The following is a 12,233-nucleotide window of genomic DNA, read 5'->3' as shown; positions in this document are numbered from 1 at the left end:
TGAATCACTGTAATCGGAAAAACCGATAATTCACTTTTAAATGATCAACTAATTCAGCATAAGAGTATAAAAATAAGATAATTACGGTATGATCCCAGCAATTAACTACAGCAGAGCGTGACTATGCACCCGTACTTCAATCATATTCAACTTGGTTACTTTGGCTTCGTTCCCTTTTTGGCTTGTATCGCGTGGACGCTAATGACAGGTGTATCAAGTGACGTGCTTCATGCTTTTCAGTTTTACAGTCTGGGGATTCTAGCTTTTATGGCCGGAAGTTTATGGCGTGCAGGTGAGCAAACCAACAAACAAGCGATACTGGCCGTGATTGTCGTGATCCCATACCCCTTACTTAGTATTGCAGCACCACAATGGTTGCTTCTCTATCTAGCTATCGCATATTGGCTTGTATATTTTATAGAGCGCAGTTCGTCTCGCTGGAGTGACTATCATAAAGACTATCAAAAAATGCGAACAATACTGACTTCTCTCGTTTTTGTTAGTCATCTATTTATGATTGCTCAAGCACTTGAGTTAAACGCATAAGCGGCTTGCTTCTTAAGCTCAATTAACTATAACTAAAGATAACTGAAGCACCAGAAGCCAAAGTATTTTGATCAAAAGCGCGTTACCTCCCTTAGTTATATGGATAGCTATCATCTTTTTTGGTGGCTACATGTACTATATTGGTCACTACGAATACGAGAGCTACGAAGAGTTGTTCTGGTTCGGCATTTCTTTCACTTTATTCAATTTGATCACCAGAGAAATCGCTAATCCGTTCTTACGCCTTGCCCTACTTGTGTATTGTGCGGGCCTACTCCTTGATATTATTGATAATTTTACCGACGGTTTTTCCATTCCTTTACTTAATTTTGACACCTCTTTGAAAAATATCGGTTTTTTACTCATCAGCTTTGGTTTTTACTGCATGATCACCAATAAAAGAGCCAGCATTACAGAGCTAAAAAAAGAAGTAGAGAGAAGAAGGTTGTTAGAGGAGCGGATGCGCTATGAAGCTAACCATGATGCGATGACGGGTGTGGGCAGTCGTCGCGCATGTTTTGAAGGCTTGCAAACACATCGCTTTGATAATCAATGGCTACTCTACCTCGATTTGGATAATTTTAAGCAGGTGAATGACAACTATGGCCATCATATTGGCGACGAGGTTTTGATTAAGTTTACCCAGAATATGAAAGATTACTTTGGCTTAGACTACAGCTTTCGTATCGGGGGAGACGAATTTATTGCCTATATTAATGCGGTGCTTCCGGATACAGACGAAGTAAGAGCGGCATTATTAAAAGGATTACACGATTACAAAATTAACGTGAGTATTGGAATGGTCAAAGTTGACCCAGCTAAACAAGCTGATCTCATCATCCACGAAGCCGATGAGCATATGTATGGCGATAAACGCGGTAAATCACTCAGATCTAGTGCTAGAGGGTAACACCATAACACAGTTTTATTGATTCAATTTCAATGATGCTCAGCGCACCAAAATCCAACCACAATTCTACGCTAACTTCTCTAAATTTATAGCTTTTTTAAAACCTAAAGAGGTAGCACTATTTTCCAATGATTGCTAAGCTTGCGTTAATATCAAGTTACAAGGGAAAATAACGTGTTTGCAAAACTATTTACAAACAATGAAACCCAACAGGCCTTATTAGCCGCGCAACAAGAGATTGCCAGTTTAAAACATGCGAATGCGCAATTAATTGCTGAAAATGAGTCATTAAAACAAGAAGTTGTAAGCTCACAAGCTGCGCTCAATGATAATACTGACAATCAACTACTGCAGTGTGCATTGACCGGATTAAGCCAAGTGCAAGGGATCCGCGAAACTGTTCTTGCAAGCTTTATGAGTATTGAAGAAGAAAGCCATTCAATTGAGCAAGTAAACTCCGCCTTTTCTAAATCTGAAACCGCATTGCGTAAAATACTCGCGGGAATGGAGCAGCTCGGTGGCAATATGGACAGAATGACCACCAATATTTCCGGCCTATCACAAATGGCCGATAGCATTAATACCTTTGTTACAACGATTTCAAAAATTTCAGATCAAACTAATCTGTTAGCGCTTAATGCTGCTATTGAAGCAGCCCGAGCGGGTGAAGCTGGCCGTGGCTTTTCGGTTGTCGCCGATGAGGTACGTGCACTGGCAACCAACACCAACGAGTCCGCCAACGAAGTCTCCGATCTGGTCAAAAAGATCATCGATACGACTCATACAACCGTGAGTGCCGTGGAAGAAATTCAAGCGTCTAATATCACCCTATCTGACAGTATTGGACACTTAAACGATGAATACGAAGGGATTGTAAGTTGTTGTGATTCAATGAAAGACACCATTTTGGTTTCTACCACCCAAACTTTTATCCAGACAGTAAAGCTCGATCATGTCGTTTGGAAAGGAGACGTATACAACGTTATTATTGGCAATAGCCATAAAAATATCAGCGACTTTGCCGATCATACAATGTGCCGCTTAGGTAAGTGGTTTAGTGGCGATGGCGCCCAAAAGTTTGGCGGTCACAACGCGTTTAAACGCCTAGAAGCTCCGCATAAAGAAGTCCATAGAGCCGGTGTAGAAGCAATGAAAAAGTTTAAAGCAGGCGATTCTCAAGGCGCAGTAAAACAGCTTAACCAAATGGAACATGCCAGCGTTGAAGTAATGGACTTACTCGACCAACTAGGGCATTGATAAAAAGCACTACAGGGCTTCTCAATTTACCCGCTTAACACGTAGACTGGCAGTCACCGATTGAAGCGGGTAACTTTTCATGTAATCCTGAGTTGGTATGCATTATTCAAACACACAACTCTCCTCAATTAATGCAAGTAACGCTTCTTCAAACGTTTCATACTCATCAATTATTTCCCAAGTAACTCTATCTATGACAGCATAGAGTCGGGTGTTCAAATTGAAAACTACACGCCTCATGTTTTCATCAGCATATGCAATAAATTGCTTCAGGGAGCACTCTTCATAAAATGATTCATTGGCTTCAATTATACCTGGTAGATAAATTGGACTTTCGATGGTGTTTGCACCATACACGTTTAAACCATTTACAGAAAAACCATTTGAAATTTTTAATAATTCTATAAACTGGTCTGATATTTTCCTCTTAAACAATCTTAATGAGTTTTCTTGCAGCTTTATAAGTTGTTTCTCAGTTGCAGGAGGAAGTAAAAAACCTTCTTGGTATTGCGATTCTTCTATTTTGTTTTTCTGTTCGATCAAATTGATTAGTACGCTCATCATCATCTCACTTAGGATAAACCAAGCCTTCGGGAATTGGCCAATCGACGTTTATTGTTTCATAGTGCGTCATTTTTAAAACGAAAGCAGCAAAAGAAATTTGGTGAGGAGTGTAGGCTAGGAAGATGATTGAACCTAGCCTTGCAACATCTATGTATTTAACGGACTTAAAAAAGTGCTATTGGTTATGGGGTAATTGATTAGATAGCGCAACGATATCGGCCATAACACGCTTCTCTCCAAGGTCTGCTAAGAAAGCTAAATGTTCCGTGGCTTTTACCTTTTGGAGATTCTCAAGCTTAGGTTCGCCACCAAGGGCAAGAGCTGGCACAAAGCCATAGATTTCTCCATTTTCTAGAGGACCTAACTTCTCCAAAGCTCGTTCAAATAAAAGCCTATCATCAAGGTCTTTCTCATCAACAAGGTCCTTTGACATCGTAGCAAAAAATAACTCTATACATCGTTCAGAGCCAAACTTATTAAGGTCTTCAGTTTTGTTGGTAGGTAAAATCATTGCATAACCTGGGTTGATTTTAATACTTTGACCCGATGTTTCACCCCAAATAAACATTCGACCAAAAGCTCCAATTGCGATTACGTGGTACTTATCAACCCCTCGTAATTGTCTCTCTTCGAACTCAGTACCGCGCAACCAATACGCTAAAGCTTCTTCATACTCTTTTGGATTTACGGTCCAGAATATGCCTTTCCCCCAACTGGAAAAGCCATACTCTAGCCAGTAGTCGAGTAATTTTTTGGGTAATTTATCATGATAAAAGTCCAAAACCTCCTGTGAGGTTTCAATTGAGTGGGTAGCCGGCCCAAAACCTTTATAGTTATAAAAATTGTCAAAAAACTTATTCATTATTTGCACCTATGTAGGTTCATATTTAACTTTGTATCGGGACCAAGTGTAGAGAGTGCTTTTTTGCCTCAATATCCATTATTTCAACTCGACTCGATGTAGTCTTCATACCGTTGTCGTCAAAGCCGTTATTATTCCATTGCGCGCCAATAGATTGGTTCACACTTGCATCCCCTAATTCAACGACCTCATCTAATCCGCCCGCTATCATATCAGGGTTATGTAGCGCATGAAGGGTTTTCATATCTTTACTCGCGAGCTGCTTGGCTTGCTTGATGGCTTCATCTCCAAAATACTCACCGCTATTATTAAGCTTTTCCTCGTACTTTAAAATAAGTTCGTTCTTAAAGTCTTCTCTTGCTTTCTTTTGTGCTTTCCCAGTTCCTTTTCGTCCAATCTTTTTAAAAGCGTCGCGATTATCAAGGTATTCTTTTACTGTCATGTTATTAAGCCCTTTCATTTGGCCTTCTAACTGTCGGTCGTATTCTTGTACAGTGCCTTTATCGTTCTTCTTAAAGCAAGCTACTTTATGTTGCGGCATACGTTTTATTGCTGCCCCCGGCAACTCATTCCCTTTTGGTGGTTCCAATTCATCGGCTTTGGCTTTGGTGGGCTTGTCGGTGACGCCTCGAATTGGTGATTGGCCTTGATATTCATCCAGTGCTTTATTAACTCGCTGTCCGATTTCTTGGGCGGCTTGTTGCATATGCTGGTCGATTTTGGGGTGACGTCGTCTAGGCGTTTTACTGTGGCTTGCATGCCTTCGATGGCGGCGTCTGGAAGTAGTAGGTCGTAGTGCCAACTGGTAGACATGTCATCAAGTGAGTCGCGTAGGCCTTTGACGATGTTTTTTACTTCCGTGGCGGATTGTTTTCCTAGGTCTTGCCAGTTGATGTCTCTTAGGTATTTAACTGGGTCGCCTTTGCCGAGCTTGCGTAGTACGGCAAGCGCAGCCGAGAGGGATTCTCCAGTATTTTTTTAGATAACCTTACTTATGGTTGTGGTATGTCTTGGGCCTTTATTTGTGACTTCGTCTTACCATTACATACCATCTCAATAAAGCAGTTGAAAGTTAGCTACCTCAGCTTCTCTAATTAAAAATGTACATGAAAGCAACAGAAGAAATTTGATGAGAAATGTAGGCTAGGAGGATAATTGAACCTAGCCTTGCAACATCTATGTTGTTAAAGAGTGTGGTTTAGCAAATTAGACATCTTTTTAATTTAACTTAATCATTTTGGTGGGTTAGGGTTTACCAACCAATCAGGTATATAGCCATTTTCTGTGGTCAAGTCGTAACCTTTAATGTCTTTTGCTAATGAAGCCATGGCAGTGAGAGGTATTGAAATAGCTCCGTCTAACGAGTACCTTCGGTCATCAGTGTTATAGTATTCATTATGCAGGGCGCTAGCACTCTCTACTGCCTGGTTGTATTCCGTTCCACTATCATCGGTAAATATACCAAGAATCACAGACACTATTGGCCATTCTAAGCGACTTGAATAAAGGTATACGTCGTCTTCACTACAGTCATTTGGATCACTGGCGATTAACGCTTTTTCTATCGCTTGGTTTAAATCTGCACTGGGTGTAAAAATAGCTTTGAGCAAATCAACATATGCAAAATCAAAAGGCAAGAGCTGCTCTGAATATTTGGCTGATTTAAAAACTGAGTTATCTACAGTTATTAAGTAATCAATCGCAGTTTGATTTCGAGTGATAATGGCGCAGAACAGCGCTTTTTGCCAATTAAATATGTTTGCATATTGTGGAGATAGCTGCCCAGATAGTTCAATTACTTCGTTATCATAGGCAAATTTGAATATGCTATCAGGGCTTTCATTAAATTGGAAAATAGCAAGCTTCAGCTGTAAGGCTCTTGCAATGTAATGCCATGCTTTGTCGCTACCTGGACTTTCGAGAACTTCAAGAGGGAACATCTCTTCTAAATTTAACGACGCGAATGTAGATAACGTATGACAGCCATTTTTTTGAAGTGTTTCTAAAAAAATACTATTACTTTTCTCATATAGCTTATTCGCTCTGTCGTACGTTCGCTTTGCGTAACTATAGTGATTTTTAACCATTTATTTTAACGCTCCAACTTACCTTATAATATCAAACTCTGTTATGTCTATCACTTCGACAAGTCCGTTGTCTCGAACTCTTTGTTGCACACCTATATAATCTATGCTTTCTGTTAGCTTTGATGATTTATAAGCGTCTATCATATCTTCAAGTTGTTCAACTTGATTTGTAAATACTTCATGTTTGTCAGATCCAAAATTGGGGCTATCTAGATACTCTCTTAATTTATCTTCGTAATTCTTGAAAATAGAGTCCATGTATTCTCTTGAGCCCTGCTGAGCTCTACGCTTTCCGGCCATTCGACTCCCCCAAGTTGCGCTACCACCTTTGGCTTCAATAACTAGGAGTCTACCGTCTTCGGTTTGATATAATTGGTCAAATTGTCCTTGCTTACCATCTGTGAGTAACTTTGATCTCAGTGGTGTTGCTCCTGGGTAATTTTGTTCTACGAAGATCCGGGCGGCTTCTTCACCCAGCTCTTCACTGGCTGCACGCATATCTTTATATGCTGCTTTAAGGTGCTCTGCATTACCAGACTTTAATGCGGCATCGCGTTTGGCGATGGCTTGATTTCTTTGTGCTTCTAGCGTCCTAAGCTTTTGTTTTGCCGCTGGAGTGAGTGACTTGTGGTCAACCTTCAAGCGTTGCAAGACTTTATTAGGTGTATCAATTCTATTCGAGGCGAAAACAATTTGGCCGTCAACATACTGCAATTGGTCACTGACCGTTTGGTTTCGCCTTGTTATATACGGTTTTCCATCTCGTAATGCAACCCGGTAATTATTCTTTACATGCTCTGGTGCATCACTTAAAAAGTCATCCAATAATATTTGAACATGCGTCCTAGGGTTAACTTTTAATGCAACTGAGGCGGGTGCGACAGACTCAATTCTTTTAACGTCGTCAATGTCGGTTTCGACCTTTGGGAGCCGGTCTAGTTGTACTTTTTCAGTTGTACCCGAGCGAGTGTAATTTAAGCGTTTTAACTTGGTGGCTTGAGTGAGCTTTTCCAATGCGCGGGTTGCTTTAACAAAGTAATTGGATTTAGCGATAGCAGAAACCACTGCACCACTACCAAAGGTGGCAAGGGCAAGCAGTATTTCAAACGACAAGCGACCTGCCATTCTGGTACGTTCAACACTGGAATGGGCATTAAAGTAACGTGCTGGAAAGTTTGCAAGTAAAGTACGCGCTTCTTCATCTTCTGCAATTATAACTAATGTTTCAAACGCTTCAACGATGCCATTAATGGACTCTGAGGCAGTTGACATAATTTGCTGTAACTCTGCCCGCATAGCTTCCACATCGCCAGTTGCGAGGTGGCCCAAAATACGGAAAGTTGCTGCGCCAACATCATAAATTGCCCCTGCTGTGCCTTCGACTAAATCTGCAACTCCCGTTACAATGCTTTCTCCTTGCTGATAAAGCCCGTATAAGAAAGCACCGCTATAGATAAGTCCTTGCATCCCAAGATTTTCGTCATCAATCAGGCGCTCTTGAATGTCAGCTTGCTTGCGGATTTCTGCAACCATTTGGTCAAGGGCCGTGCGAAGCTCTTGGCGTAACGAGACAATCTTCTCTTCGTCCTCGCCGATGTAACTCACGGTATAATTCCCAGCAGGCACATCAATGATTTCTGCAGTACCGCGACTAAGCTGGCCGGTGTATTTTTTGCCGTTATCCATCACGACTTCGTAATCAATGTCTTCTACTGGTGTGCCGTCGCTATAAAAATACGAAAGGTCAATGGTTTTATCAGCAAGTGATGCCGTACCATCAGCGGTTAACGACAAGCGTTGATTTGCTGCTATCTGCGCTATTTGCGGTACACTCGGCATAGTGGCGCTTTGTTTACCACCAATATCTTGCTCCATGCTGCCGTCAAACACGGTCATGGCTTTGCCTTTTAAGGTCAGTAACTTGTCTGCAAAGATGTTGACGTTACCACTTGAGTCAATGCTGATTTCACTGCCGCCATTGGCAAGAGTGAGGTTGCCAGAGCCACTGCCTTTAATCGTGATATTGCCTTGGCTTTGAATGATTTGACTTCCCGCCGGGGCGGTGATGGTGAGGTTGTTGTCTGCCTTGAGGTTCTATTTGATTGGCGGTGACGTCTAGGTTGGTTGCTGCATCGGCAATGACTGACTTTTTACTCTCCAGTGCCAGTTGTTGTTTGGCGCTGGCAATAAAGGTTTTATTGGTGAGTAGTCGGATTGCACTTTTAACACTGCCAAGTTGGATGTCTTTGGCTGCAAAAATGTTCATCGCACCAAGTTGTGCAAGCCAGTGAATATAAGGCTGCTTTTTATCCCCATGTAACACCAAGTGCTGGTTGCCCGCTAAGGTTTGCAACACAATATGCGGGGTATTTGGGGTGTCATCAAACATCAACAGGTTTTGGCCGCGAGAGCACAACACGTTTTGGGCGTTATTGGCGCTGGTAACAACCGACGGTTGGGTGTCGTTAAGGGCAAAGCCTAACAGGTAACTTTGGTCTGGGTCGTTGTTCATGCAACCGATGAGCACATTACTGTCTGGCAGCAGTGGAAAATGTAACCCCGTCGGCTGCTTTTGGCCGCGACAGGCATATTGTGTGAGGCGCTTGACCGACTCGGTCACCTGACTATCAAAATGTACTTGCGTGGCATATTGCCCTTGTGTATCGACATGAGGATTGGCCTTTGACCCTGACAGCGAACGTACCGTGGCGGTAAACACCATCGGTTTTGGGCTATGCTCTGGGGGCGCGATACGTATTGGCTCACCCCGTGGTACACAAACCGACTCGCTATGATATGCAACTTGCTTAGGGTCATTGGCACTGCCTTGCTTATAAATCTGTTTACTGCGAATACAGGTATAATCGCCACCTTTCGCTGTGCCCAATTTACCATTTAACGAAAACGAATAACCAGCATTGGCTTCGGCTACGTTTCCTACCAGCGTGACTTCATTTTTACCTTGTTGATAGGCAAGCTCGAGATTGCCGGTGCGCTCAAATTGCTCAGCGGGATTTTGTGCCGCAGGCTCAAAATAGCTGCGCTGCGCCGAGCTGACCGAGGTTGGCGGATGGGCATTCATGTGCACTTGTGAGCCACCCATTTTAAAACGATGGCGGCTTTGGCACTGCGTAAACCCAACAAAGCCGGTTTCATGTTCGTGAACCAGACCATCTTTATCCGTTACCGACAGCAAGCCTCGCTCAATATAGGGGCTTGCAAGATTCCCCTCGGCAATCACTATCGACTCAATAAAATCATGGCATTCAAACCAATAAATTAAGCCGTACTTTGCTAAGAGTCGGGTGAAAAAGGTGTAGTCGTTTTCTAGCGCTTGTACGCACTGCGGTAGCGTGGGTAAATCTTTAGTGACTCGCCATTTTATCCGGTCTTGTGAATAGCCGGCTTTTTGTATCAGCTTATTGAGGACAGACTGAACATTGGCTTGTACAAAGATTTGGCTTTTTTCTGTTTGCTTAAGTAATTCAAGGCGAGGCTTTAAGACCACCTCTGCACCACAGGTGTGCTCAGACACAAAACCAGATTGGATATCAAACAAAGTCCCAGTGAAATATGTTGATATTGCATCTGGTGACTCAATTTCAAACGTGAGCATATTGCCGACGAGTAACTCATCAGCTAGGTCAAATTGGGATTCTAGGTTCGCTTTGAGTAAAAAGCCGCTATTGATACAGGTCGTGAGTTCAAAATCGACGACATGTACAGGATGGTTAGTATCATACACCACAATCCTTGTTTGCATTTTTTATGTCCACTGTTGTTGGTTAAAGCTGTTCCACCAATACGCGGTACTATTTCCTTAGTACTCGTGATCGGCTACTTCTAATACTTTATCATGTATATAAATCAATCTACACCCAAACTTTACTCTTTTCTCTCAGGTAGGTCAGGACTAGTTACTCCACCGCCTGCTGCTCCTGTTATTTTTTTAGCTATATCATTGGGTAACAATATCATGAGAATTCTCCAATTTTAATAAAAGTAACCTCTGCACGTTATGTGATAGTACAAAGCCAATTCACTCCGAGCCATGCTTTCACATTGAGCTGCTGCGACTTGTAGAGTCACGACGAGGATAAAAACCACGATAAGCATCAATGACTAGTGAAAATACAACCAGCACGGAAAGAATAGTGAGTATGTGCATCAAACTTGGATACGCGTTATAGATAAATATTGGGTTAAAGTCAGTTAGCTTTCTGAACCCTCGCTCTATAAGGGACGCAGTTTGAATGAGAGCTGCACTTGCTAAAATGAGTATGTAAGTGAGCTCATTTGGTGTTAGGGAAAAGTCTTTTGCGCTTTTTTGTGCAAAGCGACTGATAAAGCTTAAATTGAACTGCGCTATATAGTTTGCAATCTGTTTGCGTTTTATGATGAGCGCCATCAAAAGCAAATTTTGCGTCGCCATTATAAAGTAAAACCATCCGCCCAACTTTAAAGCAGGTTCATACAGTGCAATGTCTAATGTGCGTGCAAATAAAATATTGACTGCTAACCACTGAACATTAGGGCTGTCTTTACTTAGAAAGACTGAAATTATCAAAACCACCCAAATCGAAATATTGATTAGGTGGTTATTTTCCATTATGACTTGATATAACGTACTCATGTTTTCTCGTTGCTAGATTTAAAGTAAGGCGTTTGTATCGCACCTTCCACTTGTTGAGGATCAACTTGACCGCCTCCACCACCTGCTACACCGCCAGAGCCTGTAATTAGCCGCAAGTACTTGTGAGAAATGACTTGTACTACAGAAGTCGCTATATTGTCTCTTCCTTGTCTAGGGTTAATTTGAGCACCATCACCGACCACACCACTCGAACCGATAATACTGCCTAAGTGCTCGCCAGGAAGTAATTGTTTTGAAATGTAATTAGTTTCTTTTTTATACACTTTGTATTCCTTATGTTAATAACATTTGTATACATAGTGTAACAACCTTGATTGCAAATTGCGCTATTTAATCGAGGTTGGTATCGGTATCACCAAGTTCATCATTACTGCTTTTTTTTTCGCTTTGGTAGTAAAGACTTGGGGTTCAATCCACAAACAATGTACATTCTAATTACTTGGTTTAAATCCGGTGTTGTCAGGCCGCTCTCCCAGTTGTAGATGGTTTGTTTTGAAACGCCCATCTTCTTTGCAAACTGAATTACAGAGTATCCTGCGGCAAACCTCAGTTGCTGTACTAAACTGCTTGCTTTAATTGTCATTTATCTTTTCCTTAGGGTACTCCATTAATATTCTTTTACTAACAATGACAACGCTATAGTCCTGCCTGAGCCTTGTTTGTGTGTTTTGTGTTAAACAAATGAAACGGTCAAGTGTAAAAATCTGAAACAGTCTAAGCTTTTGGACTCATACCTTTGTAAGATCTGACACTTGAAGTAACGCACACTGAAAAAGCAATGCGTTACGCACATCACGTTCCTTTTTGGCATTTTCAGCATATTAAAAAGGACAGCAACATGAGAAAACGTAAGACTGAAACGTTTGAAACAAGCATGACGCAAATTGGTGAGATAGAAAGCTCAATTGATTTAAGCACCATGAAGCTACGCGTTGAGACTCAAAACGCAATCGAAATTACATCCTTCCGATTACTCATCTATATTTTATCTGGAAAGTGTTCTTTTTTTAGTCTCTCTGGACTGCATCAAGATACTAAGTGCCCATTATGTGCGTTAGCGTATCGCCAACGTGAGCAAAAAGGTACACAACGAAAACTTATTGCTGACAAGCAAAACGGACAGATAAACCAACGATCCAAACCGCACAAAATGCTATGGCAGGCACAAGACTGGGGGAAGTATTTAGAGTGACTTTGCGTACGTTTGACCGCCTACGCACTTTCGGCCCTCAAGTGGATCAAACCATTACCTATGCTTCGCCCCGCCATCTTTACAATTTCAACGTTATGTTTAGTAAGGGGAGCAATTACACTGCCGCTAGCCATAGTTTCCCCTGAAAAAACCACCAGTTT

13 protein-coding genes are annotated in these 12,233 nt (G+C 41.8%); 4 read left to right on the top strand and 9 right to left on the bottom strand.

Annotated elements, in window-relative coordinates:
• Window positions 1-123: 123 nt before the first annotated feature.
• The 3 genes from PPIS_RS22120 to PPIS_RS22110 all read left to right on the top strand — a co-directional run bounded on the left by PPIS_RS22120 (window position 124) and on the right by PPIS_RS22110 (window position 2,713).
• The gene (locus tag PPIS_RS22120; protein WP_010377857.1) at window positions 124-546 is read left to right on the top strand and encodes a DUF3429 domain-containing protein; all 423 of its coding nucleotides are present in this window, start codon (window positions 124-126) and stop codon (window positions 544-546) included.
• Window positions 547-676: 130 nt separating this feature from the next.
• Window positions 677-1,456 carry a GGDEF domain-containing protein gene (locus PPIS_RS22115; protein WP_017218245.1) on the top strand — a complete coding sequence of 260 codons (780 nt, stop codon included), beginning with the start codon at window positions 677-679 and terminating at the stop codon, window positions 1,454-1,456.
• A gap of 174 nt (window positions 1,457-1,630) precedes the next feature.
• Window positions 1,631-2,713, top strand: coding sequence for a methyl-accepting chemotaxis protein (locus PPIS_RS22110; protein ID WP_010377853.1), 1,083 nt, complete (start codon window positions 1,631-1,633; stop codon window positions 2,711-2,713).
• 102 nt (window positions 2,714-2,815) lie between these two features.
• On the opposite strand, the gene PPIS_RS22105 is transcribed toward PPIS_RS22110, so the two are convergent.
• The 9 genes from PPIS_RS22105 to PPIS_RS22065 all read right to left on the bottom strand — a co-directional run bounded on the left by PPIS_RS22105 (window position 2,816) and on the right by PPIS_RS22065 (window position 11,463).
• Window positions 2,816-3,280, bottom strand: coding sequence for a YrhA family protein (locus PPIS_RS22105; RefSeq protein WP_169922905.1), 465 nt, complete (start codon window positions 3,278-3,280; stop codon window positions 2,816-2,818).
• A 172-nt stretch (window positions 3,281-3,452) separates the two neighbouring features.
• Complete coding sequence (locus tag PPIS_RS22100) at window positions 3,453-4,139, bottom strand: GAD-like domain-containing protein (protein WP_010377850.1); 687 nt, start codon at window positions 4,137-4,139, stop codon at window positions 3,453-3,455.
• Between the two features lie 25 nt (window positions 4,140-4,164).
• Window positions 4,165-4,845 carry a polymorphic toxin type 15 domain-containing protein gene (locus PPIS_RS22095; protein ID WP_010377848.1) on the bottom strand — a complete coding sequence of 227 codons (681 nt, stop codon included), beginning with the start codon at window positions 4,843-4,845 and terminating at the stop codon, window positions 4,165-4,167.
• 526 nt (window positions 4,846-5,371) lie between these two features.
• Window positions 5,372-6,226: an immunity 49 family protein gene (locus PPIS_RS22090; protein ID WP_010377846.1), complete on the bottom strand. Its 855-nt coding sequence runs from the start codon at window positions 6,224-6,226 to the stop codon at window positions 5,372-5,374.
• An 18-nt stretch (window positions 6,227-6,244) separates the two neighbouring features.
• Complete coding sequence (locus PPIS_RS22085) at window positions 6,245-8,122, bottom strand: hypothetical protein (protein WP_096040907.1); 1,878 nt, start codon at window positions 8,120-8,122, stop codon at window positions 6,245-6,247.
• Between the two features lie 115 nt (window positions 8,123-8,237).
• The gene (locus PPIS_RS22080) at window positions 8,238-9,989 is read right to left on the bottom strand and encodes a contractile injection system protein, VgrG/Pvc8 family (protein WP_096040906.1); all 1,752 of its coding nucleotides are present in this window, start codon (window positions 9,987-9,989) and stop codon (window positions 8,238-8,240) included.
• Window positions 9,990-10,283: 294 nt separating this feature from the next.
• A complete protein-coding gene (locus PPIS_RS22075) occupies window positions 10,284-10,859 on the bottom strand; it encodes a hypothetical protein (RefSeq protein ID WP_010379345.1) in 576 nt (191 codons plus the stop codon).
• Window positions 10,856-11,143: a hypothetical protein gene (locus PPIS_RS22070; protein ID WP_010379347.1), complete on the bottom strand. Its 288-nt coding sequence runs from the start codon at window positions 11,141-11,143 to the stop codon at window positions 10,856-10,858. The genes PPIS_RS22075 and PPIS_RS22070 overlap by 4 nt, the downstream gene beginning before the upstream one ends.
• Before the next feature lie 104 nt (window positions 11,144-11,247).
• Entirely contained in the window at window positions 11,248-11,463 is a 216-nt protein-coding gene (locus tag PPIS_RS22065) for a helix-turn-helix transcriptional regulator (RefSeq protein ID WP_010379348.1), read from the bottom strand.
• A gap of 255 nt (window positions 11,464-11,718) precedes the next feature.
• Between PPIS_RS22065 and PPIS_RS22060 the strand changes: the two genes are divergently transcribed.
• Window positions 11,719-12,072 (top strand): hypothetical protein, encoded by a 354-nt coding sequence (locus PPIS_RS22060; protein ID WP_010379352.1) that lies wholly within the window; start codon window positions 11,719-11,721, stop codon window positions 12,070-12,072.
• The last annotated feature ends 161 nt before the right edge of the window (window positions 12,073-12,233 follow it).

It is taken from the genome of Pseudoalteromonas piscicida, from assembly GCF_000238315.3.
Taxonomy (GTDB): Bacteria; Pseudomonadota; Gammaproteobacteria; order Enterobacterales; family Alteromonadaceae; genus Pseudoalteromonas; species Pseudoalteromonas piscicida.
Note: the sequence above shows the minus strand (reverse complement) of the source record. Positions and strands in the feature narration are given on the sequence as shown.